Source organism: Streptomyces sp. P3 (assembly GCF_003032475.1).
Lineage (GTDB): Bacteria > Actinomycetota > Actinomycetes > Streptomycetales > Streptomycetaceae > Streptomyces.
In genome coordinates, this window is sequence record NZ_CP028369.1 from 7,568,338 (window position 1) to 7,593,465 (window position 25,128).

Below are 25,128 nucleotides of genomic sequence, written 5' to 3' on the forward strand. Positions count from 1 at the left end.
ACGAAGGAACCCGCACTCATGAGCCGTAGCAGAACAGCGGTACTCGCCGCGCTGGCGCTGGTCGCCGGCGCCTCGGGGACGGCGCTCGCCGTGGTCCCCGGCGACTCGGGGCTCGCCGCCGTCCCGTGCAGCGTCGACTACAAGGTGCAGAACGACTGGGGCAGCGGCTTCACGGCCGCCGTCACCGTCACCAACAACTCGGCAGCCAAGTCGAGCTGGGCGGTGAAGTGGGCGTACGCCGGCAGCCAGAAGGTCACCAACGCCTGGAACGCCAAGGTCACCCAGTCCGGTACGACCGTCACCGCCAACAACGAGACCTACAACGGGAATCTGGCGACCGGCGGTTCGGTCAGCTTCGGGTTCCAGGGAACCTACAGCGGAAGCAACGCCGTCCCGACCGCGTTCACCCTCGACGGGGTCACCTGCAACGTGGACGGCGGGACCGGCCCCACCGATCCGGGCCCCACCGACCCCGGCACCCCCTCCACCAGGGTCGACAACCCCTACGCCGGGGCCAAGGTGTACGTGAACCCCGAGTGGTCGGCGAACGCCGCCGCCGAGCCGGGCGGCAGCCGCATCTCCAGCCAGCCCACCGGCGTCTGGCTCGACCGCATCGCCGCCATCAACGGCACAGGCGGCCACATGGGGCTGCGCGCCCACCTGGACGCGGCCCTCGCCCAGAAGGGCAGCGGCGAAGAGGTCGTCCAACTGGTCGTCTACGACCTCCCCGGGCGGGACTGCTCCGCTCTCGCCTCCAACGGCGAGCTCGGCCCGACGGAGATCGACAAGTACAAGACGCAGTTCATCGACCCGATCGCGGCGATCCTCTCGGACAGCAAGTACGCCTCGCTGCGGATCGTCACCACCGTCGAGATCGACTCGCTGCCCAACCTCGTCACCAACACGGGCAGCCGGCCGACCGCCACGCCGACCTGCGACACCATGAAGGCCAACGGCAACTACGTGAAGGGCGTGGGCTACGCGCTGAACAAGCTCGGCGCCATACCCAACGTCTACAACTACATCGACGCCGGTCACCACGGCTGGCTCGGCTGGGACGACAACTTCGCCGCCTCCGCCCAGATCATGTTCCAGGCCGCGAACGCCGAGGGCGCGACCGTCGACGACGTGCACGGCTTCATCACCAACACGGCGAACTACAGCGCCCTGAAGGAGAACAACTTCACCATCAACGACCAGGTGGCCGGCAAGTCGGTCCGTGAGTCCAAGTGGGTGGACTGGAACCGGTACGTCGATGAGCTCTCCTACGCCCAGGCGTTCCGCAACCAGCTGGTCACGACCGGCTTCCGGTCCGGAATCGGCATGCTGATCGACACCTCCCGCAACGGCTGGGGCGGCTCCGCCCGGCCCGCCGGACCGGGCGCCACGACCAGCGTGGACACCTATGTGAACGGCGGACGCTACGACCGTCGGATCCACGTCGGCAACTGGTGCAACCAGTCCGGCGCCGGACTCGGCGAGCGCCCGAAGGCCGCTCCGGCCGCCGGGATCGACGCGTACGTCTGGATGAAGCCGCCGGGTGAGTCCGACGGCTCCAGCTCCGCCATCGCCAACGACGAGGGCAAGGGCTTCGACCGGATGTGCGACCCGACCTACACGGGCAACCCCCGCAACGGCAACAGCATGTCGGGCTCCCTGGGGAACGCGCCGCTGTCCGGGCACTGGTTCTCGGCCCAGTTCCAGCAGCTGCTGCAGAACGCGTACCCGGCGCTGTAGCCGGTGAGCGGATCCGCCCGGCGGTGAAGCCGCGGTCGGGGTGATCCGCCGGGCGGTCGGCCCTCCCGGGCCGGTCCCCGGCGGATCGCCGACCGGACGGCCGGGCGGGGTTCCGCTCGGCCGCTCCCGTCACTCCGGCCCGCCGGGCGTCGTCCGGCGCAGCGGCGGCTGCGCCGGACCCGGAAACAGACGGGCGAACGGATGCGGAAACGCACAGGAAACGGATGCGGAATCGCGCGGGAAAACGGGTGTGGAACGGCTTGCCGTCCGCACCCGTCTTTTTGCCGTCCCGGCAACAGAAGTGGTCCTCGTCCGGTGCGTCGGCGCACGCTGACGGCACACCGGACGAGAGGCTGACCACCATGGCGCACCACCCGCACGCATCCCACGCCGACCAGGACACGCACGATCACGGCCACCCGCACGGTCACCGCACCGACATCGACTGGGCCGAGATGGCACAGCATCTGGAGGCGCAGGCCGAACTGTTCACCCCCCTCTACGAGCGGGCCCTGGCCTGGCTCGCCAAGGAGGTGACCGAGCCCGGGCTGATCGTGGACGCGGGCAGCGGCCCCGGGGTCGTCTCCTGTCTGTTCGCGGAGACCTTCCCCGGTGCGCGCGTCCTGGCGGTCGACGGCTCCGAGCCGCTGCTGCGGCGGGCCGGGGAACGCGCGTCCCGGCTCGGCTACGCCGACCGGTTCGGCACCCTGGCCGGTGAACTGCCAGGCGTTCTCGACGAGTTGGACTACCCAGCCGACCTGCTGTGGGCCGGGCGCAGCCTGCATCACCTGGGCGACCAGCGCGCCGCCCTGGCGGCCTTCGCGCAGCGACTCGGGCCCGGCGGAACGCTGGCGATCATGGAGGGCGGACTGCCGACCCGGTTCCTGCCGCGCGACCCGGGCTTCGGACGGCCGGGTCTGGAGGCACGGCTCGACGTGCTGGAGGCGCAGTGGTTCGCGCGGATGCGGGCCGACCTGCCGGGCTCCGTCGCCGTGACGGAGGACTGGGCGGCGCTGCTCGGCGCCGCGGGCCTGACGCACAGCCGCAGCCGCAGCTTCCTGCTCGACCTGCCCGCGCCCGCCTCCGACCGGGCCCGCGCCTACGTCGTCGCGAGCCTGTCCCGGCTGCGCGAGGCCTTCGGCGAGGACCTCGACCCCGAGGACCGCGCCACGGTCGACCGCCTCCTCGACCCGGACGACGAGGCGAGCGTGCACCGCCGGGCCGATGTCTTCGTGCTCGCCGCCCACACCGTGCACACCGCCGTACGGGCGGGCTGACGGGCGGGCTCAGAGCCGCGATCCCGCGGCCGGTGATCGGCGATCAGCGGGTGATCGGTCGGCGGACGGCCGGCCGCCCGGTCTGCGGTCGAGGGTCGGGGTGGGCCGGTGCCGTGGAGGGAACACTCGTCGACGCGGTTGACGGGCAGGTGTCGCGCGGGAGCCGTCGGCCTGACCGGCGAGGACCACCTGACCGTGGGCGCCTTCAGGCACACCCGCCGCTGTCTGGCCGTCGCCGACCGGCGGGGCCGCCCGACCTTCTGGGATGCGCGCGGCCGGAGCAGGGCGCCGATGTCGAGAGCCGTCGGTTGCGCCGCGGACCGCGTGGCCCTCGCTTTCTCCGCCGACGGCGCCCTGCACGCGGCCGGCGCCCCGGACGGCTCCGTCCAGGTGCGGGAGACGCCGCCGCCTGCTGCCCCCACCTGCCCGGCACCCGGCCGTCCTGCCCGTCGGTGCCCCCGCCCTCGCCCTCCAAAGCACCACGGCCGGCGAGGAGTTGCACGTCGGTTCGTCTCATCTGCCACACCGGAGGCGCTGGTCGGATCCGGCTGCGACCGCCGCCGAGGTGTGCGCGCGGGCGGACGGCGGTCCCGGCGAGACGCAGTGCCGCCGCCACTTCTCCTCCGCCGCCCACCGCCCCACCGGCGAGGGCACTTGACCTCGAGAGCACTCCAACTGATGGACTCCCCGCCGGTACACCGAGACACAGGGGGCAACCATGACCGACTCACCGGTCACACTGATCACCGGCGGCGGCAGCGGCATCGGCGCCGCCGTCGCGCGGCAACTGCTGGACCTCGGGCACCGGGTCGCCGTCACCGGCCGGGGCGAGGAACGGCTGCGCGCGTTCGCCGCGGACCTCGGCGACCCGAAGGCCCTGTCGACCTTCACCGGGAACGCCGCCGACTACGACAGCGTACGGTCGGCGGTCGACCGTACCCTCGACGCCCACGGCCGGCTGGACACGGTCGTCGCCAATGCGGGGACCGCCACCCACGACTCGGTCGCCGAGGGCGATCCGGCCGGGTGGACCGACATGGTGCTGACCAACGTCCTCGGGCCCGCGCTGCTGATCCGGGCGTCGATCGACGCGCTGAAGGAGACCCGGGGGCGGATCGTGCTGATCGGCAGTGTCGCCGGCTTCGTGCCCACCCCGGGCAACCTCTACGGGGCGACCAAGTACGCGGTCACCGCACTCGCGGAGAACACCCGCCGCCAGGTCACCGAGTGGGGCGTCGGAGTGACGCTGGTCGCGCCCGGCCGGGTGGAGACCCCGTTCTGGGACGGCTACGGCAGCCTGCCGCCCGGTCATCTGCTGACCGCCGACCAGATCGCCGACTCCGTGGTGTGGGCCCTGCGGCAGCCCGCCGGGGTCGACGTCAACACCGTCGTCGTCCGGCCGATCGGCCAGCCCAACTGACGAGCTCCGCGACGTGGCGGGGGGCGCCCCCAGGACGGAGGCGCCCCCCGCCACGGGTGCACATCGTCACCCGACGTCGAACGTGGCCGGGTCCGGGCCGATGCGACGGTCCTCGTTCAGGGCGCTGATCGCCGCGAGGTCCTCGGTGTCCAGGCTGAAGTCGAACACGTCGATGTTCTCCTTGATCCGCGACGGCGTCACGGACTTCGGGATCACCACGTTGCCGAGCTGGAGGTGCCAGCGCAGCACCACCTGGGCGGGCGTGCGGTCGTGCTTGCGGGCGATCGCCACGACCGCCGGGACCTCGAGCAGGCCCTTGCCCTGGCCGAGCGGGGACCAGGCCTCGGTGGCGATGCCCCGCTCCGCGTGGAACGCGCGGGACGCCTGCTGCTGCAGATGCGGGTGCAGCTCGATCTGGTTGACCGCCGGCACGACCGACGTCTCGTCGATCAGCCGCTCGAGGTGCTCCGGCAGGAAGTTCGACACGCCGATCGCCTTGACGCGGCCGTCGGCGAGGAGCTTCTCGAAGGCCTTGTACGTGTCGACGTACCGGCCGCGGGCCGGCCGCGGCCAGTGGATCAGGTACAGGTCCACGTGGTCCAGGCCGAGCTTCTCCAGCGAGGTGTCGAACGCGCGCAGCGTCGAGTCGTGCCCCTGGTCGGAGTTCCAGAGCTTGGTGGTGACGAAGATGTCCTCGCGGGGGACGCCGGAGGCGGCGAGGGCCTTGCCGGTGCCCTTCTCGTTGCCGTAGATCGCCGCTGTGTCGATGCTGCGGTACCCGGCCTCCAGTGCGGTGGTGACCGCCTGCTCCGCCTCGTCGTCCGGCACCTGCCAGACCCCGAAGCCCAGCTGGGGCATCTCGACGCCGTTGTTGAGGATGATCGGGGGGACCTTGCTGCTCACGAGCTCTTGATCCTTCGGTTGTCCGTCAAGGGGTACTCCCATCGTCAACGATCACGACGGTCGATGCATTCCTCCCCTCCGGTACCCGCTCCCCGCCCGTCCAAGACCTCGAGCAGCCTCCGGCTCAGGAGCCGTACAGCGCCTCGACCTCTTTTGCGTAAGCGCTCTCGATCGCCTTGCGCTTCAGCTTCAGCGACGGGGTCAACAGCCCGTGCTCCTCGCTGAAGGGCTGGCCGAGGATGCGGAAGGTGCGGATCGACTCCGCCTTCGAGACCAGCGTGTTGGCGGCCACCACCGCCCGGCGGACCTCCGCCTCCAGGTCGGCGTCGCGGACCAGCTCCGCGGGCGTCATCTGCGGCTTGCCGCGCATCTGCAGCCAGTGCTCGACGGCCTCGTGGTCGAGCGTGACCAGGGCGGCCACGAACGGCCGGTCGTTGCCCACCAGAAGGCACTGGTGGACCAGGGGGTGGTCGCGCACCCGCTCCTCCAGCAGCCCCGGCGCGACGCTCTTGCCGCCCGAGGTGACCAGGATCTCCTTCTTGCGGCCGGTGATGGTGAGATAGCCGTCCTCGTCCAGGGCGCCGAGATCGCCGGTGGCCAGCCAGCCGTCGTGCAGGGTCTCGTCGGTGGCCTTGGGGTTGTTCAGATACCCCTGGAAGACGTTGTCGCCGCGCAGCCAGATCTCGCCGTCGTCCGCGATGTGCACGGTCATGCCGGGGATGGCCTGGCCGACGGTGCCGTACCGGGTGCGTCCGGGCGGGTTGGCCGTCGCCGCCGCCGTCGTCTCCGTCAGGCCGTATCCCTCGTAGATCTGCACGCCCGCGCCGGAGAAGAACAGGCCGAGCCTGCGGTCCATGGCCGAGCCGCCGGACATCGCCTGCCGCACGCGTCCGCCCATGGCCGCGCGCAGCTTGGCGTAGACGAGCTTTTCGAACAGTTGGTGCTGCATGCGCAACCCCGCGGAGGGGCCCGGCCCGGTGCCCCACGCCTTCGCCTCGACCGCCTCGGCGTACTGCACGGCCACGTCCACGGCCTTCTCGAACGGCCCCGCCCTGCCCTCCCGCTCCGCCCTGCGCCGGGCCGCGCCGAACACCTTCTCGAAGATGTACGGCACGGCCAGGAAGAACGTCGGACGGAACGCCTGCAGGTCGGGCAGGAGCGCGGACGCGTGCAGCTGGGGCTGGTGGCCGAAGCGGACCCTGCCACGGATCGCGGCGATCTGTACCATCCGTCCGAAGACGTGCGCCAGCGGCAGGAACAGCAGGGTCGCCGCCTCGTCGCCCTTCCTGGAGTGGAACACCGGTTCCCAGCGCTCGATGACGGTGTCCGCCTCGAACATGAAGTTGCCGTGCGAGACGACGCAGCCCTTGGGCCGGCCGGTGGTCCCCGAGGTGTAGATGATCGTCGCGGTGGAGTCGGGGGTGACCGCCTCCCGGTGACGGTGGACCACCTCGTCCTCGATGGCCGCGCCGGCGTCGTACAGCTCCTGCACGCAGCCCGAGTCCAGCTGCCACAGCTGCCGCAACTGCGGCAGGCGGTCGATGACGGTGGCGATCGTCATGGCATGGTCCTCGTGCTCGACGACGGCGGCCGTGCACTCGGCGTCGTAGAGCATCCAGAAGCACTGCTCGGCGGACGAGGTGGGGTAGACCGGCACCACCTGGGCGCCGATGGTCCACAGGGCGTAGTCGAACAGGGTCCACTCGTAGCGGGTGCGGGACATGATCGCGACGCGGTCGCCGAACCGGATGCCCTGGGCGAGAAGGCCTTTGGACAGGGCGAGGACCTCGTCGCGGAACTCGGCGGAGGTGACGTCCCGCCACTCGCCGTGTTCGTCCTTGCGGCCGAGCGCGATGTAGTGCGGGTCCTCCTGGGCGTGCCGGAAGACGACATCGGCCAGACCGCCGACCGGTGGTGGCAGCGCCAACGCAGGGTTGGTGAACTCCCGCAAACTTCCCACCCCGCTTCCGTACCCCGCATTCCCATGGCCGCACAGCGCCGTGAAAGCTACCCCACCCGGCGACAGGGCGGGAGGGGTGCCGCAGGCGGGAGACGTTCCCGTCCACGCTGGTCAGGGCGGGAAAAAGGGCTCACAAGGGGAAGGGCCGGACACAAAGCTGACGGTTGAGTAAGTTTCGGCACCGTAATCTCCACCGAATCTGCCCGTACCGCTTACGCCGCCCGACCCTCCCGCCGGGCCCTTCACGGCGCGGCGGCTCTCCTCGGCGGCGAGCCCGGGCCGTCGGGCGGACGCGGCGCCGACCGCGGGGCGGCGGTCGGCCGGTGCAGCCGGTCGCCGCCCGCCAGCATCGCCGCCGCCAGGGCGTCCCGCGGCGCTCTCGGCCCCGCGGATCAGCGGGACCGGCCGCCCCGCGTCCGGGCGCAGCCGTTCTGCGCCGATCCAGACCAGCTCGTCGTGCCACACCGGCTTGCCGCGCGGATCCTCGGGGCGCCGCTTGGCCGACACCAGGTCCAGCTTGCCCGCGGCGAGCCGCTCGTGCAGGGTGCCCGACAGTTCCACCGTCAGTCCCAGGTCGACCTCCGGGTGATCGGAGCGGAAACTTTCCAGAATTTCCGGCAACCGGGTCGGCACGAAGTTCTCGGACGCTTCGAAGGGCAGCCGGCCGCGCAGCCGGGTGCCGGTGAAGAACGCGGCGGCCTGATCGTGGGCGTCGAGGATCCGGTGTGCGGAGCCGAGCATGGCCTCACCGTCCTCGGTCAGTTCCACCGAGTGTGTGTCCCGGGTGAACAGGGTGCGACCGGTCGCGTCCTCCAGCCTTCGCACGTGCTGACCGACGGTGGACCGGCGCAGTCCGAGCCGCCGCGCCGCCTGCGTGGAACTGAGCGTCTGGGCGACGGCGAGGAAGGCGCGCAGATGGGAGGGCTCGTACACATACGCCACCCCAGGGCTGCCCCAGTGCCGGTCATCGTGTTCCGTGATGACGGTGAGAGCGGTGTACGGGATTCCCGATCACGGACCCGAGGAGGACGATGGAGAGGGCCCTCCGGTCCCCGGCCCCGCCCGCTTGCCCGCTCGCCCGCAGCGACGGACCTCCGGTGCGTGCCGGCGGTCCGCACGTACCAGGGGTCGGAAACCTTTCGGGAACAAGCACTCCTTCGAACAGCACGTGGAGCACCGTGAAACGCCTGCAGTGGCCGAGCCGGATGCCGGTCGACCCCTACATCCTGCTGTTGCTCGCGACCGTCGGGCTCGCCGCGCTGTTCCCGGCGCGCGGTGCCGCCGCCGATGTGGCCTCCGGCGCCTCGACCGCGGCCATCGCCTTCCTCTTCTTCCTGTACGGCGCCCGCCTGTCCACCCGCGAGGCGCTGGACGGGCTGAAGCACTGGCGACTGCACGTGACGGTGCTGGCCTGCACGTTCGTGGTCTTCCCGCTGCTCGGCCTGGCCGCCCGCGGCCTCGTCCCGGTCCTCCTCACCCACCCGCTCTACCAGGGGCTGCTTTTCCTCACCCTCGTGCCGTCGACCGTCCAGTCGTCGATCGCCTTCACCTCGATCGCCCGTGGCAACGTGCCCGCGGCGATCTGCGCGGGCTCCTTCTCCTCCCTGGTCGGCATCGTCGTCACCCCGCTGCTGGCGGCGGCCCTGCTCGGCAGCAACGGCGTCGGCTTCTCGGCGGACTCAGTCGTCGGGATCGTGCTGCAACTGCTCGTGCCGTTCCTCGCGGGGCAGGTGCTGCGACGCTGGATCGGCGGCTTCGTCACCCGGCACAAGAAGGTGCTCGCGCTCGTCGACCGCGGTTCGATCCTCCTCGTCGTCTACACCGCCTTCAGCGAGGGCGTGGTCCAGGGCATCTGGCACCGGGTGAGCGCGGTGCGGCTGGGCGGACTGCTCGTGGTCGAGGCCGTGCTGCTCGCGGTGATGCTCGCCCTGACCTGGTACGGCGGCCGGGCGCTGCGGTTCGGCCGTGCGGACCGGATCGCCCTGCAGTTCGCCGGCTCCAAGAAGTCCCTCGCCTCGGGACTGCCCATGGCGAGCGTCCTGTTCGGCGCGCACGCCTCCCTCGCGGTGCTGCCGCTGATGCTCTTCCACCAGATGCAGCTCATGGTGTGCGCGGTCATCGCCAAGCGCCGGGCCCGCGATCCACTGGAGCCGCCGCACGAACGCACCGGCGAGCGGACACAGGCGACGGCGTGAGCCGTTCGCCGGGGGAAGAGGAGAAACCCGGTACGGCAAGAAACCCGTTACGGTGCCTGCGCCGACGTTACGAAACCCATCAGGCGCCCGGATCGTGTTGCGGGAGCGGTTTCGGCGCCGGGGTCACGCGCGCGGGCGGTTGCGGCGCCCGGACTGCGTTACGGTAGCGGTTTCGACACCCGGACTGTGTGGCGATAGCGGTTTCCACCCTCGGATCGCGTTGCGGGAGCGGTTTCGGCACCCGGACAGCGGGTTGGGGGCACGGCACCCGACCCGCGAATCAGTTCACGTGGCTGTTGATCCCTGATCTCCGGCACGGACGGCTGACGGGGGATAGCGTTCCGTCATGACCGTCCCCCACGCGCTCGATCCCGCGCGCACCGCACTGATCCTCGTCGATCTGATGGACCGCATCGTCGCCCTCCCCCTCGCGCCCCGCAACGGCGCCGAAGTGCTGCAGGCCGCACAGGAGTTGGCGGACTCCTTCCGCTCGGCGGGAGCCCTCGTCGTGCTCGTCCGCGTCGAGCGTCCGGGGGTCGTCGAGCAGCCGTCCGGCAGCGGACTGGTCCAGGGGCTGTCGCGGGACGGCGACGTGGAGATCGTCAAACGGACGATCGGCGCCTTCCAGGGAACCGGCCTGGACGACAGTCTCCGTGAACGAGGCGTCACCACCTGCGTGTTCGCGGGCATCGCGACGAATCTCGGCGTCGAGTCCACCGCCCGCGCCGCCGGCGACCTCGGATACGAGCTGGTCTTCGTCGAGGATGCGATGGCCGCCCTCACCGGGCCCGAACACGAGGCGTCGGTGAAGCTCGATTTCCCCCGGCTCGGCACTGTGGTCCACACGGCCGACGTGCGCTTCACGCGGGACTGAGCCTGGTTGGGCCGACCCTGGCAGCGGCGGCGGCAGCGGCGGCAGCGGCGGGCCGAGGGGGACGGAGGCCTCCGGACGCGTCCGGCGAGGGGCTTCCTCGCGCCCGGCCGGGGCGCCGGCCGACGGCGGAGTCGCCGAGGCAGCGGGCGGCCCGGCAGCGTCAGCTCGGGCAGCAGGCAGCCCGGTGGCGGTGCGGGTGCCGGGACCGGGCCGGCGCGCGGGTGAGCGGGGCGCGCTGAAGGGGGGCACCGCGGCGCAGGGGGCGTTCCCCGCCGGTGGGGGCCGCGCCGCCGGGCCGCGGGGGACCGGGTCAGCCCTGGGCGGCCGGGGCCCTCAGGGCTATGCGGTCCTCACCCGCGTACACGTTCATGGAGCTGCCCCGCAGGAAGCCCACCAGGGTCAGTCCGGTCTCCACGGCCAGGTCCACCGCCAGCGAGGAGGGCGCGGAGACCGCCGCGAGCACCGGGACGCCCGCCATCACGGCCTTCTGCGCCAGCTCGAACGAGGCCCGGCCCGAGACCAGCAGGATCGCCCGCGACAGGGGCAGGTCCCCGCTCTGCAGGGCACGGCCGACCAGCTTGTCCACCGCGTTGTGCCGGCCCACGTCCTCCCGGACGTCGAGCAGTGCGCCGTCCTCGGAGAACAGGGCGGCCCCGTGGAGCCCTCCGGTCCGGTCGAACACCCGCTGCGCCGCGCGCAGCCGGTCGGGCAGGACGGCGAGCAGCTCGGGCTCGATCCGGAGCCGGGGGGTGTCGGCGACGGGCCAGCGGGTCGTCGTGCGCACCGCGTCCAGGCTCGCCTTGCCGCACAGGCCGCACGAGGAGGTGGTGTAGACGTTGCGCTCGAGGGTGATGTCGGGGATCGCCACTCCGGGCGCGGTGCGTACGTCCACCACGTTGTAGGTGTTGCTCCCGTCGGCTGTCGCGCCCGCGCAGTAGACGATGTTCTGGAGGTCGTCCCGCTCGGCCAGCACGCCCTCGCTGACCAGGAAACCGGCGGCCAGCGCGAAGTCGTCACCGGGCGTGCGCATCGTGATCGCCAGCGGTTTGCCGTTGAGCCGGATCTCCAGTGGCTCCTCGGCGACCAGGGTGTCCGGGCGGGTGGAGACCGCGCCGTCCCTGATGCGGACCACCTTGCGTCGTTCGGTGACTCGTCCCATGTCGTGATCAGCCCCGGTTCTGTACGTGCTGGTAGCCGAAGCGGCCCTTGATGCAGAGGTTGTCGTGGGTCACCGGGTTGTCGTGCGGTGACGTGACCTTCACGTTCTCATTGTCCTGCACATGGAGTGTGGGACCGCGCCCCACCCCGCAGCACGCGCACACGGTCGTGGTCCGCGTGCCCGCCGCCTCGTCCCGGCCGGTACCCGGCCGCCCGCCGGACGTACGCCGACCGAACGGCAGTGCCCTCGGACGGCCCGACCGTTCGGCGCACCCCGCCTACCGCTCACCGTAAACGCTTCACGCTCCCCCTTCTCAGCGTCAGAAACGGGTTTCTACCGTTCAGGTTTCATGAGTCCCCCCATCGCGCCGCCCGGCTGGAGCCGTTGGCTCGTCCCCCCGGCCGCCCTCTCGGTCCACCTCTCCATCGGCCAGGCCTACGCCTGGTCGGTGTTCAAACCGTCGCTGGAGTCCGCGCTCGGTCTCAGCGGGACGCAGAGCGCGCTCCCGTTCCAGCTCGCCATCGTGATGCTCGGCCTGTCCGCGGCCTTCGGCGGCACCCTGGTGGAACGTAACGGGCCGCGCTGGGCGATGACCGTCGCCCTGGTCTGTTTCTCGTCCGGGTTCCTGATCTCCGCCCTCGGCGCCGCCGTCGAGCAGTACTGGCTGATCGTCCTCGGCTACGGCTTCGTCGGCGGAATCGGGCTGGGAATCGGTTACATCTCGCCCGTCTCCACCCTGATCAAGTGGTTCCCGGACCGCCCCGGCATGGCCACCGGAATCGCCATCATGGGCTTCGGCGGCGGCGCGCTCATCGCCTCTCCCTGGTCCGCGCAGATGCTCCAGTCGTTCGGCTCCGACAGCTCGGGCATCGCCCTCGCGTTCCTCGTGCACGGTCTCAGTTACGCGGTCTTCATGACGCTGGGCGTCCTGCTGGTGCGCGTGCCGCGCGGCGAGCGGCCGGTCGCCGGCGCGCCGAGCGCCGTCGAGGGCGTGCAGGTCTCGGCGCGCAGCGCGGTGCGCACCCCGCAGTTCTGGTGTCTGTGGATCGTGCTCTGCATGAACGTGACCGCCGGCATCGGCATCCTCGAGAAGGCCGCGCCCATGATCACGGACTTCTTCGCCGACACCTCCACCCCGGTCTCGGCCTCCGCGGCCGCTGGCTTCGTCGCCCTGCTGTCCGCGGCCAACATGGCCGGCCGGATCGGCTGGTCGTCGACCTCGGACCTGGTCGGGCGCAAGAACGTCTACCGTCTCTACCTGGGCGTCGGCGCCCTGATGTACGCCCTCATCGCCCTGATCGGCGACTCGTCGAAACCGCTGTTCGTCCTGTGCGCGCTGGTGATCCTCTCCTTCTACGGAGGGGGCTTCGCGACCATTCCCGCCTATCTCAAGGACCTCTTCGGGGCCTATCAGGTGGGCGCGATCCACGGCCGGCTGCTCACCGCCTGGTCGACGGCCGGCGTGCTGGGCCCGCTGATCGTCAACTGGATCGCCGACCGCCAGGAGGAGGCCGGCAAGGACGGCTCGTCGCTGTACACCCTGTCCCTGTTCATCATGATCGGGCTGCTGGCCGTCGGGTTCGTCGCCAACGAGCTCGTCCGGCCCGTCCACGTCCGCCACCACGTACCCGCCCAGAGGAAGGCAGCCGATGCCGAACGACAGCAGCCCGAGTCCGCAGCCTGACCGGCGGCCGCTGACCGCCTTCGCCTGGCTGTGGGTGGGGGCGCCGCTCGTCTACGGGCTGTACGAGCTCGTACAGAAGGCGACGCAACTGTTCACCGGTTGACATGATCCCCGGGCTGAAGTCCGGGGATCCCGGCCGTCCCCGCGGGCGGCCGGGCGGCTGCGCGGCACGAATGCCGGCAGGGCGCGGGCGCACCCGCCTTCGTTCCCGGGGCGCGTGTCCGGGCGGGCGGACGTTCGGCAGGTGGTCGGGCGTCCGAGAGCTATGGGGAAGCCGACAACCGGGGAACCGGTTTCCTGTCGCTTCACACGCCCTCGTACCGGTGAGTCACTGATCAGACTGGTGGATCCCGCAACCCACGGCAACGAGGGGACCCCCGAATGAACGGCTCGCGCATCACCGCCGTCGGCCACTACCAGCCCGCCAAGGTGCTCACCAACGAGGACCTGGCGGAACTGGTGGACACCAATGACGAGTGGATCAGGAGCCGGGTGGGCATCCGCACGCGCCACATCGCCGGCCCCGACGAGCCGGTGGACGAGCTCGCCGCGCACGCCGCGGCCAAGGCGCTCGCCACGGCGGGCCTCGCACCGGACGAGATCGACCTGGTGCTCGTCGCCACCTCCACGGCCGTCGACCGCTCGCCCAACATGGCCGCGAGGGTCGCCGCCCGCCTCGGCATCCCGCAGCCCGCCGTGATGGACGTCAACGTCGTCTGCGCCGGTTTCACCCATGCGCTGGCCACCGCCGACCACACCGTCCGCGCCGGCGCCGCCACCCGCGCCCTGGTCATCGGCGCCGACAAGATGTCCGAGGTGACGGACTGGAGCGACCGCACCACCTGCGTGCTCGTCGGCGACGGAGCGGGCGCCGCCGTGGTCGAGGCCTGTCCCGACGGCGCCGAGCCCGGGATCGGGCCCGTGCTGTGGGGCTCGGTGCCCGAGATGGGGCACGCGGTGCGCATCGAGGGTCAGCCGGCCAGGTTCGCCCAGGAAGGCCAGAGCGTCTACCGCTGGGCCACCACCCGGCTGCCGCCGCTCGCCCGGCAGGCCTGCGAGCGGGCGGGATTCAAGCCCGAGGACCTGGCCGCCGTCGTCCTGCACCAGGCGAACCTGCGCATCATCGAGCCCCTCGCGGCGAAGATCGGGGCTGTCAACGCGGTCGTCGCGCGCGATGTGAGCGAATCGGGAAACACCTCCGCCGCCAGCATCCCGCTCGCCTTCTCCAAGCTCGTCGAACAGGGCGCCGTCTCCACGGGTGACCCCGTACTGCTGTTCGGCTTCGGCGGCAACCTGTCGTATGCCGGGCAGGTCGTGCGCTGCCCGTGACCGCGCGCCGAGCCACCGCGTGACCCGGCGAGTGGCGGCGACTGCCTCCGCGTCCGGCGTGCGTGCGCCGTAGACTGCAGACGAAAGACGATCGACACTCGGCTGGAGGCAGTCGCCCGATTGCCGCACCGGCGTACCGGCTGTTCCCGGGCCCACCGCTCGCCACCCGCAGTCCGAGGGCCGGTTGTCCGATGGCCGGTTGTCCGGTGTCCGGTCGCCCGCGAGTCCGGCCGGGCCGCAGCCGTTCGCGGTGTCGTCCGACCCGCGGCTCGGCCACGGTCGCCCGGCGCCTGCCCAGGAGGGGACCGACCGATGTTGTCGACAGGACTGCCGCACGGAGCGGTGCCCAAGCTCGAACGGCCCGGCCCGCTGCGCGACCGCGTCTACGAGGCACTGCTCGAACTCATCACATCGCGCGCGCTGCAGCCCGGCCGGCACCTCGTCGAGAGCGAACTCGCCGGTCTGCTCGGCGTCTCACGGCAGCCCGTGCGCGAGGCGCTGCAGCGGCTGAACACCGAGGGCTGGGTCGATCTCCGGCCGGCCCAGGGCGCGTTCGTGCACGAGCCGACCGCAGGGGAGATAAACCAACTCCTAGCCGTGCGAACCCTGTTGGAGGCCGAAGCCGCACGTCTCGCGGCCGCGCACGCGGACGAGGACGGCATCGCCGTCCTGAACGAGATCCTGGCGCAGGGTGTGCTGGCCGCCACCGAGGACGACGAGGACGCCGCGCTCGCACTGAACGCCCGCTTCCACGCGAAGGTCGTCGAGCTGTCGGGCAACACGGTCCTCGCCGAGCTGGCGGCCCAGGTCGACCGCCGGGTACGCCGGTACTGCACGCCTATCGCCCGGCAACACGGCCACCGGTCCTGGAGCGAGCACCGCGACCTGATCGCGGCCATCGCCGATCACGACGAACAGGGGGCCGCCCGGCTGATGCGCGAGCACACCGAGCACACCCGCAGTTCGCAGCACGCCCGCGACACGTCCTGACCCGTGCGTGGGGCGGGTCAGTCCTGGGGAGCCGCCCGGCCGTGGGCGGCTCCCCACCCTCGTCCCCTTCGCCGGGCGCGCAGGCGATCCATGGCTGTTTCCCGGAGCGCCGGCCGATGCCCGCCCCCGGCCGGCCGGGGGCCGGGCGGGAGGTGCGGGGCTTCGCGGTGAGGGCGCCGTCACCCTGCGCGGCCAGCGGATATGCAGGTGAGAGCTATCCCGAAAACTTGGTATTGTTGTCCGTGTCGCCGCGGGGAACGCCTCGCAGGGCGGCATCACCTGGTCCGGGTGGCGGAATGGCAGACGCGCTAGCTTGAGGTGCTAGTGCCCTTTATCGGGCGTGGGGGTTCAAGTCCCCCCTCGGACACTTTTCACTCTCCGTACCGAGCGGATTTCACTCGGTGACAACTCATTGACCCGCATTCGGCGTTCCGCCGGATGCGGGTTTTGTTGTTTTCGGTAGCCATTGGTTCCGGATTGTCGCGGAAGACCACTTATCGGTTGTCGCGTCACGCTGCTTGACTTGGCTGTCACAAAGGCGATTGCCCGGCCGTTCCACCGCCGCCCACCAGTGCGATTGACGGATCGTCAATGTTCATCTCGGTGGGGATATTGGCGGTCTGTGGTTCCTTCTTGTGGTGATACGATCACGCTCGCTTGTGGGCGGGCGGATGGGTGCAAGACGACATCTCCGGCTACGGGGGGACAGTCCGGGCGGTCATCCCCGTGCGGATGGTCCGCCGGTCCACCCGTGTTGACGGGAATTCAGCAACTGGCCGTCAGTCGCCTGAAGAGAGTCTTATGACTGATTACATACGGAACCCGGTACTCTGGGCTCTCCTCGCCGCCGTACTCATCGCAGTCGCCCTCATTGTTCGCCAGCGCAGGGCGGCGCGTGCCTTAAGGCAGGAGATTGTGGGGCTCAGATCCCACTACTCCGCCTTGGAGAACGAGTACGCGCAATCGGTCGAGGCTGCTCAGGAAAGAGCCGAAGAGGCTACGAAAACGGTCCTCAAGTCCGCTATGCGGACCCTTCAGGGCCTTGCCGCGGAACAGCAGTTGATCGTCTCCCGGCTGCAGAACAAATATGGCGAGTCGGTCATCCTCCAGGACCTCCTGGAGATCGACCACACCAACTCGCAGTTCGGCCGGCGCGCACAGTCGATCGCCGTGCTCTGCGACGGCTGGCTGGGGCGCGCGCGCGATGTCGCGTCCGTCTATGACGTGGTGCGCAGCGCCCAGGGCAGGGTGCGCCACTTCCGGCGTATCGAGATCCTCTCCCAGGTCGACTTCGGCATCACGAGCCGTGCCGTCGAGCCCGTCGCACTGGCCCTCGCGGAGCTGCTCGACAACGCCACGAGCTATTCCAGTCCCGACACCGTCGTCGAGATCAACATTCGCACCGTGCCCAAGGGCATCTGCATCGTCGTCGACGACGCCGGTGTCGGCATGAACGACGAGGAGCGCGCCCGGGCGGACAAACTCCTGTCGAGCGAACGGGTGTCGGGCGTCTCCGGCCTCGGCAACCCCCCGCAGTTCGGTTTCGCCGTGATCGGCGTGCTCAGCGAGCGCTTCGGCTTCGAGGTGTCCGTGGACTCCACCTCGCCCTACGGTGGCGTCCGGGCAGTTCTCCTCCTGCCGCACGATCTGCTCACCAACGCACCCGAGCAGAAGGAACCGGCTCCGGTCGTTCCCGCTGCCACGCCCGCCCCCGTCGGCGGCGGCCCCGAGACCGCGCTGACCGCGACCACCACGTCCGACGGTCTGCCCAAGCGGCGCCGCAAGCGGCCGATGGCCATCGTCCCCGGTAGCGCGTCGAACGCCCCCGGCCCCTCCCGGACGGGAGCGGAGACGGCGGCGATCATGGGCGCCTTCCAGCGCGGCACCCGGTCGGGCCGGGCCGTGCAGGCGGACCCGGCGGAACAGTCGAGCACCCGTGGTGCAAGCAGCGAAGGGCATGAGTTCTCGTGAATGACGATCTGTCATGGATGCTTGACAGCGCACTGGAGATTCCCGGGGCCCTGCACGCCGTCCTGATCTCCGCCGACGGCCTGCTGATGGCACGGACGCAGGACTTCGACAAGGACGACGCGGACCGGGTGGCCGCCGCGATGAGCGGTGTGCAGTCGCTCAGCCGTTCGCTCGCCTTCTTCTGCGAGGACCCGCAGATGCGTTGGCGGCAGACACTGGTCGAGTTCGACGGAGGCTGGGTCTTCCTGATCTCCGCCGGCGAGGGTGCCTACCTCGGCGTCTCCGCCTCCCCGGACGTCGACATGGCGGACATCACCTTCCGGATGCAGCAGCTCGTCGGCCAGCTCGGCAAGGCGCTCACCACGCCGCCGCGCGAGAACCTTGGCGTGCGGTCATGACCGGCTACGGCGAACTGGAGCCGCAGACACCGGAGTTAGTGCGTCCGTACGTCATCACCAAGGGGCGCGGGCTGCCCGACGAGGGGCAGCTGTCCCTCATCACGCTGGTCACGGCTGCCGCCGACCACGAGCAGCGGCCCACGAGACTGTCCCCCGAGGAACAGAAGCTGCTGGACCTGTGCGCGGCCGGCTACCTGTCGGTCGCCGAGATCGCCGGGCACACCCAACTCCCCCTGGGAGTGGTGAAGATCCTCCTGGCCGCACTCACCGAGGGCGGCTACCTCATCACCCGTCCGCCCGTCCAGCGGGCTCCGCTCGCCGACCGGGACATCCTGGAGGAGGTGCTGAATGGTCTCAGGGCCAAGTTTGGATGAGCAGGCGTACGTCCGCGGCGGTGAGACGCAGACGGCCGTCAAGATCCTCGTCGTGGGCCACTTCGCGGTCGGCAAGACCACGTTCATCGGGGCGATCTCCGAGATCGAGCCGCTGTCGACCGAGGAGACGATGACCCGGGCGGCCGAGGCGGTCGACGACCTCAAGGGGGTCCAGGGCAAGACCACCACCACGGTCGCCATGGACTTCGGCCGCCTGACCATCAGCGACCGTGTCGTGCTGTACCTGTTCGGAACGCCGGGCCAGCAGCGTTTCGTGCAGATGTGGGAGGACATGGCGCGCGGCGCGCTCGGCGCGCTGGTCCTCGTCGATCCCGAGCGGCTCGCGGACTCCTTCGCCGTGATCGATCTGATCGAACACTACGGACTCGACTACGCCATCGCCGTCAACCACTTCGACGGCGCCCCGCCGCGGGACGAGAACGCTCTGCGCGAAGCACTCGACCTGCTCGACGACACCCCCGTCGTCACCTGCGACGCGCGAGACGAACGGTCGTCGGCCGACGCGCTGATCACCCTCGTCCGCCATCTGCAGGAACGTGCACACTAGGAGCACACATGGACCAACCCACCGCACCCGTGCCCCCGCCCGGGTGTCCGGCGCACCAGGCCGACGGCAGAGTGCCGTTGTACGGGCCGGACTTCGCGGCCGACCCGCAGGCCTACTACAGCTACCTGCGCCACTACGGGCCCACCGCGCCCGTCGAGTTGTCGCCGGGGGTCGAGGCCACCCTCGTCACGGACTACGCCTTCGCCCTCCAACTGCTCCAGGACTCGGGTGCGTTCCGTAAGGACGCACGCCGCTGGCGGGACCTCAACGAAGGCCGCATCCCTGCGGACAGCCCGGTCGCACCGCTGCTGGCGCACCGGCCCAACGCCATGTTCAGCGACGGCGCGGAGCACCACAGGCTGCGCCAGGCGATCACGGACAGCATGGCCCGGGTCGACTCGCGCAAGCTGAGCCAGACCACCGAGCAGGTCTCCAACTACCTGATCTCGCAGTTCGGTTCACGTGGCTCGGCCGATCTGCTCGGCGACTACGCCAAGCAGCTGCCGCTGTTCGTGTTCAACGAGCTGTTCGGCTGCACCGCCGACATCGGAGACCGCGTCGTCTTCGGCATCACCGGCATGTTCGACGGTGTGAACGCCGAGCAGGCGGTCGGGGTGATGTTCGGGGCCATCGGCGAACTCGTCGCGCTCAAGCGGTCCAAGCCCGGCGACGACGTCCCCTCGTGGCTGATGCAGCACCCGGCCAAGCTCACCGACGAGGAGATGGTCCACCAGATCGCCCTGCTGCTGGTGGCGGGCAACGAGCCGCTGCGCAACCTCATCGGGAACACCCTGCACCGCCTGCTCACCCATGACGCGTACGCCCACCAGGGCGGTCTGATCGACGAGGCGATCGACGACACGCTGTGGGAGAACCCGCCGATGCAGAACCTCGGCGCCCACTACCCGGTGTCCGACATGGAGTTCGCCGGACAGAAGCTGCAGGCCGGCGACCTCCTGCTGGTCAGCTACGCCGCGGCCAACACCGGTCCGGCGCTGACGGCCGCACGCCAGGCCGGCAGCAACCGCGCCCACCTCGCCTGGAGCGCGGGCCCGCACGCCTGCCCGTCCAAGGAGCCCGCCCGGCAGATCACCGTGACGGCCATCGAGAACCTGCTGAACAAGCTGCCCGACGTCGAGCTGGCGGTGCCCACCGAGAGCCTGACCTGGCGGCCGGGCCCCTTCAACCGCGGACTCACGGTGCTGCCCGCCAAGTTCACCCCGGTGCAGATCGTCCAGCGGCCCGCGCCGGCCCGCAGGGAGTCCCCGGTGCGTCCGCAGTACACGGCCCCGGCGGGCGGCAGGAGCGAACGCGGAGGCGTGTGGAGCCAGTTCCTCAACTGGCTGACGAGGTGATGCACACAACACCCGTCAACTCTGCTTCACTGCATGACGATTCAACCGCAGGGGTAGTGAGGAACGCGATATTCCGTGTTCCTCATGAGTAGGAGGAGATGTCGTGGACTCCAGATCCGCCGACGCCGATTTCATACGACACCCCATCGTCTTGCACCCCCTGATACCCGCCTCCCCAGGCGGGTATCTTCTTGCCCGCCCCGTTCCCGAGGGCGAGGTCCGATGACCGGCGCGCGCCCCGGCGCCACGGGCGAGCCGACGGTGGGCACGCTCGGCGGCCACGCGGCCCGTCAGTTACTGCGACTGAGCGAGATCGCGGGTCTGCCCGCCGTCGACTCCGAGGTCTACGCGCGCACGCTTCTCGACGTGCTGGGCCCTCTCGCGCAGCGACCGCTGGAACTGCCGCCGCCCAGCCGCAGCTTCCTCTCGGACGACCACACCCCCGTGGAGTTCTCCCTCTCCTGCGAACCGGACGCGCCGCCGACCCTGCGGGTACTCCTCGAGCCGGGGGCGGGCGCCGGCGACCTGACGGACAACGGCCGCACCGGACTGCGGGTGATACGCGAGATGGGCCGGCGCTGGGGCTTCGGCACTGACCCGCTCGACGACCTGGAGGACCTGTTCTTCCCGCCGTCGCCTCAGGGGCCGCTGGCGCTCTGGTGCGCGCTGGAGCTTCGTGCGGGCGGCGTACCCAGGGTCAAGGTCTACCTGAATCCCGCGGCCTCGGGACAGAAGCGGGCCGCCAAGACCGTACGGCAGGCGCTGAAACGACTCGGTCACCGTAAGGCGTTCCAGGCGCTGCCCGACGGTGACCGCCATCTGTTCTTCGCCCTGGACCTCGGTGACTGGGCGGAGCCACGGGTGAAGGTCTATCTGGCGCACGACGACCTGTCGGCCGCGGAGGCGGGCGCCCTGTCCCGTACGGGAGACGGCCCCGGCAGCGCGGAAATCGAGGAGTTCTTCCGCATCGTGGCGGGGGAGGAGCACAAACCGCAGCTCGACCGCCGGCCCGTCCAGACGTGCCATGCCTTCACCGAGACGGGAACCGGCCTGCCGAGCGGCTTCACGGTCTACATCCCGGTCCGCGACTACGCCCGCCACGACGGCGTGGCCCTGGACCGGGCCGCCGCACTGCACGCCCGCTACGGCATCGACCCGGTCTCGGTGCGGCGCGCCTCGGCAGCCGTCACCTCGCGGCAGCCGGAGGACGGCGTGGGCCTCGTCGCCTATCTGGGGCTGGCCCACCAACGGGGCCGTCCGCCGCGGGTGATGACGTACATCTCCTCGGAGGCGTACGAGGTCCGGCCGCCCACGGTGCTGTCGCCGGCCGACGTGCCGACCGATGTGCCGGCCGTCGTCCCGCACCCGGCCCCGGTACCCGCCGAGGCGTGAGCGTGTGGTGACCCGCAACCGGGGATGAGAACGCCGAGGGGGGCCGTGCGCCGATGCCGTCGAACCGCTCCCCTCGTCCGCACGGATCGCGAGACCACCGGGACGCCCCGGCGGACGGACGCGTCGGGCTCGACCCCGTCGGCGCCGACGCCGGGTGACGAGGCGTCACTCGGCCCGCAGCTCCTCCAGATAGGGGGCGACGCCGACCTGGATCGACGCGCCCTGCGCCTGGCCGTACTGACCGGCGATGCCGTCCAGGTGGTCGGAGATCTCCTTGCGCATGACCTCACGCTCCGGCAGCGTCGCCCTGCCCGCCACGATCCGTGCCACCCAACGGGCCTGGGCCTCCACAAGACGGGTGATGGAACCGTGCGGGCGGACCAGGCCGACGAAGTACAGACCGGGGTGGTCGGGCGCGACGACCCGCTTGTACAACTCGACGGATCCCCGCGGACCGATCGGGCAGCCCGGCGGCAGGAACGGGTACGCCATGCGGTACCCGGTGCAGTGGACCACCGCGTCGGCGGGCACCGAGGTGCCGTCGGTGAAGACCACACGGTCGGCGTCGAGGCGCTCGATCGCGGGCTTGGGGACGACCCCGCCGTGCCGGATGCGGGTGAGGATCTCGTCGGAGACGGTCACGGCCGAGGCGAAGATCGGATGGTCGGGCTCGGGGAGCCCGTAGTCCGAGAGCCTGCCGCGCGCGACGAGCAGAGCCTGCTCGATGAAGCGGCGCTGTTCCGCGAGGGTCATGGCCGTCCACCACGGTGCCTCGGCGACGTCGTCCAACGGCATGCCGAAGAGCTGCTTGGGCACGATGTGCAGTCCCCGGCGCACGGACAGGACGGTCTGCGCGGCGTAGCGGGAGAGGTCGGCGGCGATGTCCACCGCCGAGGCGCCCAGCCCCACCACGGCGACCCGCCGGCCGGTGAAGTCGCTGCCGTCGCGGTAGTCGAGTGCGTGCAGAACCGCTCCTTCGAAGGTGTCGGAACCCGGGAGCGGAGCGGGCAGGACCGGCTCGGTGTTGTGCCCCGAGGCGACGACGACCTGGCTGAACTCGCGTGTGGTGCGGCGCCCTCGGGCGTCCCGGCCGGCCACCGTCCAGGAACCGTCGGCGCCCCGTGTCACGGACTCGACCGTCGTCCCCAGCTCGATGTGGTCCGGCAGACCGGCCCACTCGGCGAAGGCACGCAGGTACACGGCGACGTCACTGTGCCGTGGGTAGACGGGGTAGGAGTCGGGCATCGGATAGTCGGCGTAGCCGGTGAGCCGTTTGTTGGTGTTGAGGTGGAGCGAGAGGTAGCCCGGCCCGCGTTCGCCGGCCTGCGGCTGCCGCCAGAGCCCGCCGACCTCGGGCGCCCGCTCCAGGACGACGAAGTCGACGCCTTCGGACTTCAGGGCGTGTGCGGTCGCCAGCCCCGACAGTCCAGCACCGATGACACACAGGCTCACGCGTTCCCCCACAGAAAAGACACCGATCGTTCGCGCACGGGCAGTTGCATGCCCGTTCGGCACACTCGTCACGCTTCGCACACCCGCGACAAGGATCACAGACGTGTTCGACGGGCGGGGGTGGCGCGGGGAGCGGAGGGGGGTAGGGCGGACTGTGTGGGGTGAGCCGCCCACTTCGGGCGGGCGGCTACCCGCGAGCGGCGGCCCACAGGCCCCGGACATGCCCCAGGTGCCGGGTCATGACCTCGCGCACCGCCCGCTCGTCGCGGGCCAGCAGGGCGTCGAGGAGCTCCAGGTGCTCCTCGGCAGAGGCCAGCAGGCGCCCCGACGCGGACAGGGCGGTCAGTCCGTACAGCCGGGCGCGACCGCGCAACTCGCGTACCACCTGGACGAGATGGGCGTTGCCGGCGAGGGCCAGCAGACCGAGGTGGAAGCGGGTGTCGGCCTCGACGTAGGCGATGAGGTCGCCCGCGACCGCGGCGGCGACGATCTCACGGGCCGCCGGACGCAGCGCCTCCAGGGACACCGGGTCGGCGGTGGTGGCCAGTGCGACCACGGTGGGGATCTCGATGAGGGCGCGGACGTGTGTGTACTCGTCCAGCTGCCGGTCGGAGACATCGGTGACCCGGAACCCCTTGTTCGGGACGGCGTCGACCAGACCCTCCTTCGCGAGGTCGAGCATCGCCTCGCGCACCGGGGTCGCCGAGACGCCGAAGCGGGCGGCGAGGGCCGGCGCCGAGTACACCTCGCCGGGCAGCAGCTCGCCCGCGATCAGCGCGGCCCGCAGGGCGTCGGCGACCCGCTCACGGTAACTGCTCCGGCGGCCGCCGAGCACCGGCAGGGCGGGTGCGGGCGCCGCGGCCGGTGCGGGCGCCGGTGAGGCGGGTGTCCGGCTGCCGGTGCTCGGGGCCATGGGTGTCTCCTCCGAACGCTGTGCCATGTCACGTGCCACCAGTATCCACGCACCACTCGGCCATGGGGCGGGGCACGCGTCGCTCACGGGCGCCGGCCGGGCGCCGGTCAGAGTACGAAGCCGGCCGGGAAGGGGTCCGTGGGGTCCAGCAGGTACTGGGCCGTGCCGGTGATCCAGGCGCGGCCGGTGAAGCTGGGCAGCACCGCCGGACGGCCGGCGACCTCCGTCCGCCCGAGGAGCCGGCCCGTGAAACGGGTGCCGATGAAGGACTCGTTGACGAACTCGGTGTGCAGCGGCAGTTCGCCTCGCGCGTGCAGTTGGGCCATGCGCGCGCTGGTTCCGGTGCCGCACGGCGAGCGGTCGAACCAGCCGGGGTGAATGGCCATCGCGTGCCGGGAGTGCCGGGCGGTGGCGCCGGGCGCGTACAGGTGGACGTGGTGGCAGCCGCGGATGGACGGGTCCTGCGGGTGGACCGGTTCCGCCTCGGAGTTGATCGCCTCCATCAGCGACAGGCCGGCGTGCAGGATGTCGTCCCCGCGGGCGCGGTCGAAGGGCAGCCCGAACTCCTCCAGCGGCAGGATCGCGTAGAAGTTCCCGCCGTACGCCAGGTCGTAGGTCACCGTGCGGCCGTCGGGCAGTGCCGCCCTGCGGTCCAGTGCGACCGTGAAGGAGGGGACGTTCTGCAGCGTGACGGACGTGGCCGCGCCGTCCTCGACCGCGACCTCGGCGACGACGAGCCCTGCCGGGGTGTCCAGCCGGATCGTGGTGACGGGTTCGACGACCTCGACCATGCCCGTCTCGACGAGGACGGTCGCCACCCCGATCGTGCCGTGCCCGCACATCGGGAGGTAGCCGGAGACCTCGATGTAGAGCACGCCCCAGTCGCAGTCCGGCCGGGTGGGCGGCTGGAGGACCGCGCCGCTCATCGCGGAGTGCCCGCGCGGCTCGTTCATCAGCAACTGCCTTATGTCATCCCGGTGTTCGCGGAACCACAGCCGACGCTCGTTCATCGTCGCGCCGGGGACGACCCCGACGCCGCCCGTGATCACCCGGGTCGGCATGCCCTCGGTGTGCGAGTCGACGGCGTGCAGGACGAGCTTGCTGCGCATGAGGTGCCTTTCCGTGCCGTGCGGTCGGCCGCCGGGCGGTTGTCGTCTGCCGGCGTGGTGTGTGAGGG

General features: G+C 71.0%; 21 protein-coding genes, 1 tRNA gene and 2 pseudogenes. 16 read left to right on the plus strand and 8 right to left on the minus strand.

The window, feature by feature from the left end:
- Nucleotides 1–18 precede the first annotated feature (18 nt).
- From C6376_RS33410 to C6376_RS33420, 3 genes are all read left to right on the plus strand, one after another.
- The gene (locus C6376_RS33410; RefSeq protein WP_107446787.1) at nt 19–1,737 is read left to right on the plus strand and encodes a glycoside hydrolase family 6 protein; all 1,719 of its coding nucleotides are present in this window, start codon (nt 19–21) and stop codon (nt 1,735–1,737) included.
- A 362-nt stretch (nt 1,738–2,099) separates the two neighbouring features.
- Nucleotides 2,100–3,014 carry a trans-aconitate 2-methyltransferase gene (locus tag C6376_RS33415; protein WP_107449341.1) on the plus strand — a complete coding sequence of 305 codons (915 nt, stop codon included), beginning with the start codon at nt 2,100–2,102 and terminating at the stop codon, nt 3,012–3,014.
- 718 nt (nt 3,015–3,732) lie between these two features.
- Nucleotides 3,733–4,434 carry an SDR family oxidoreductase gene (locus C6376_RS33420; protein ID WP_107446789.1) on the plus strand — a complete coding sequence of 234 codons (702 nt, stop codon included), beginning with the start codon at nt 3,733–3,735 and terminating at the stop codon, nt 4,432–4,434.
- A 66-nt stretch (nt 4,435–4,500) separates the two neighbouring features.
- Here the strand turns inward: C6376_RS33420 and C6376_RS33425 are convergent, their stop codons facing one another.
- The 3 genes and pseudogenes from C6376_RS33425 to C6376_RS33435 form a co-directional block, all read right to left on the minus strand.
- Nucleotides 4,501–5,337, minus strand: coding sequence for an aldo/keto reductase (locus C6376_RS33425; protein WP_107446791.1), 837 nt, complete (start codon nt 5,335–5,337; stop codon nt 4,501–4,503).
- A 124-nt stretch (nt 5,338–5,461) separates the two neighbouring features.
- On the minus strand, nt 5,462–7,288 hold the full coding sequence (locus tag C6376_RS33430) for a long-chain fatty acid--CoA ligase (protein ID WP_107446792.1): 1,827 nt from the start codon (nt 7,286–7,288) through the stop codon (nt 5,462–5,464).
- Between the two features lie 399 nt (nt 7,289–7,687).
- A pseudogene (locus C6376_RS33435) lies at nt 7,688–8,230 on the minus strand (LysR family transcriptional regulator); the annotation flags it as partial.
- A gap of 272 nt (nt 8,231–8,502) precedes the next feature.
- Here C6376_RS33435 and C6376_RS33440 point away from each other — a divergent pair.
- Together C6376_RS33440 and C6376_RS33445 are read left to right on the plus strand one after the other, a co-directional pair.
- Nucleotides 8,503–9,492 carry a bile acid:sodium symporter family protein gene (locus C6376_RS33440; RefSeq protein WP_254076432.1) on the plus strand — a complete coding sequence of 330 codons (990 nt, stop codon included), beginning with the start codon at nt 8,503–8,505 and terminating at the stop codon, nt 9,490–9,492.
- A gap of 346 nt (nt 9,493–9,838) precedes the next feature.
- Entirely contained in the window at nt 9,839–10,366 is a 528-nt protein-coding gene (locus C6376_RS33445; RefSeq protein WP_107446796.1) for an isochorismatase family protein, read from the plus strand.
- 310 nt (nt 10,367–10,676) lie between these two features.
- On the opposite strand, the gene fdhD is transcribed toward C6376_RS33445, so the two are convergent.
- Both fdhD and C6376_RS33455 read right to left on the minus strand, forming a co-directional pair.
- Nucleotides 10,677–11,525 carry a formate dehydrogenase accessory sulfurtransferase FdhD gene (fdhD, locus tag C6376_RS33450; RefSeq protein ID WP_107446797.1) on the minus strand — a complete coding sequence of 283 codons (849 nt, stop codon included), beginning with the start codon at nt 11,523–11,525 and terminating at the stop codon, nt 10,677–10,679.
- 7 nt (nt 11,526–11,532) lie between these two features.
- Nucleotides 11,533–11,730: pseudogene (locus tag C6376_RS33455) on the minus strand (Fe-S-binding domain-containing protein); the annotation flags it as partial.
- A 144-nt stretch (nt 11,731–11,874) separates the two neighbouring features.
- Here C6376_RS33455 and C6376_RS33460 point away from each other — a divergent pair.
- The 11 genes from C6376_RS33460 to C6376_RS33505 all read left to right on the plus strand — a co-directional run bounded on the left by C6376_RS33460 (nt 11,875) and on the right by C6376_RS33505 (nt 21,586).
- Complete coding sequence (locus C6376_RS33460; RefSeq protein WP_107446799.1) at nt 11,875–13,209, plus strand: OFA family MFS transporter; 1,335 nt, start codon at nt 11,875–11,877, stop codon at nt 13,207–13,209.
- On the plus strand, nt 13,175–13,312 hold the full coding sequence (locus C6376_RS44565; protein WP_173985788.1) for a hypothetical protein: 138 nt from the start codon (nt 13,175–13,177) through the stop codon (nt 13,310–13,312). The genes C6376_RS33460 and C6376_RS44565 overlap by 35 nt, the downstream gene beginning before the upstream one ends.
- A gap of 278 nt (nt 13,313–13,590) precedes the next feature.
- Nucleotides 13,591–14,538, plus strand: coding sequence for a beta-ketoacyl-ACP synthase III (locus tag C6376_RS33465; protein WP_107446800.1), 948 nt, complete (start codon nt 13,591–13,593; stop codon nt 14,536–14,538).
- A gap of 312 nt (nt 14,539–14,850) precedes the next feature.
- Complete coding sequence (locus C6376_RS33470; RefSeq protein WP_107446801.1) at nt 14,851–15,528, plus strand: GntR family transcriptional regulator; 678 nt, start codon at nt 14,851–14,853, stop codon at nt 15,526–15,528.
- Between the two features lie 282 nt (nt 15,529–15,810).
- Nucleotides 15,811–15,895, plus strand: a tRNA-Leu gene (locus tag C6376_RS33475).
- 434 nt (nt 15,896–16,329) lie between these two features.
- Nucleotides 16,330–17,499 carry an ATP-binding protein gene (locus C6376_RS33480; protein ID WP_107446802.1) on the plus strand — a complete coding sequence of 390 codons (1,170 nt, stop codon included), beginning with the start codon at nt 16,330–16,332 and terminating at the stop codon, nt 17,497–17,499.
- Nucleotides 17,496–17,897 (plus strand): roadblock/LC7 domain-containing protein, encoded by a 402-nt coding sequence (locus C6376_RS33485; RefSeq protein WP_057582154.1) that lies wholly within the window; start codon nt 17,496–17,498, stop codon nt 17,895–17,897. Before C6376_RS33480 ends, C6376_RS33485 begins: the two co-directional genes overlap by 4 nt.
- Nucleotides 17,894–18,271: a DUF742 domain-containing protein gene (locus C6376_RS33490; protein WP_057582153.1), complete on the plus strand. Its 378-nt coding sequence runs from the start codon at nt 17,894–17,896 to the stop codon at nt 18,269–18,271. Before C6376_RS33485 ends, C6376_RS33490 begins: the two co-directional genes overlap by 4 nt.
- Entirely contained in the window at nt 18,246–18,839 is a 594-nt protein-coding gene (locus C6376_RS33495) for an ATP/GTP-binding protein (RefSeq protein ID WP_107446804.1), read from the plus strand. Before C6376_RS33490 ends, C6376_RS33495 begins: the two co-directional genes overlap by 26 nt.
- A gap of 8 nt (nt 18,840–18,847) precedes the next feature.
- Complete coding sequence (locus tag C6376_RS33500; protein WP_107446805.1) at nt 18,848–20,194, plus strand: cytochrome P450; 1,347 nt, start codon at nt 18,848–18,850, stop codon at nt 20,192–20,194.
- A gap of 222 nt (nt 20,195–20,416) precedes the next feature.
- Nucleotides 20,417–21,586 carry a tryptophan dimethylallyltransferase family protein gene (locus C6376_RS33505; protein ID WP_107446807.1) on the plus strand — a complete coding sequence of 390 codons (1,170 nt, stop codon included), beginning with the start codon at nt 20,417–20,419 and terminating at the stop codon, nt 21,584–21,586.
- A 165-nt stretch (nt 21,587–21,751) separates the two neighbouring features.
- Here C6376_RS33505 and C6376_RS33510 read toward each other — a convergent pair whose 3' ends face one another.
- The 3 genes from C6376_RS33510 to C6376_RS33520 form a co-directional block, all read right to left on the minus strand.
- Nucleotides 21,752–23,038 (minus strand): NAD(P)/FAD-dependent oxidoreductase, encoded by a 1,287-nt coding sequence (locus C6376_RS33510; RefSeq protein WP_107446809.1) that lies wholly within the window; start codon nt 23,036–23,038, stop codon nt 21,752–21,754.
- A gap of 187 nt (nt 23,039–23,225) precedes the next feature.
- Nucleotides 23,226–23,951 (minus strand): GntR family transcriptional regulator, encoded by a 726-nt coding sequence (locus C6376_RS33515; RefSeq protein ID WP_107446810.1) that lies wholly within the window; start codon nt 23,949–23,951, stop codon nt 23,226–23,228.
- Nucleotides 23,952–24,058: 107 nt separating this feature from the next.
- The gene (locus C6376_RS33520; RefSeq protein WP_107446812.1) at nt 24,059–25,060 is read right to left on the minus strand and encodes a proline racemase family protein; all 1,002 of its coding nucleotides are present in this window, start codon (nt 25,058–25,060) and stop codon (nt 24,059–24,061) included.
- Nucleotides 25,061–25,128 lie beyond the last annotated feature (68 nt).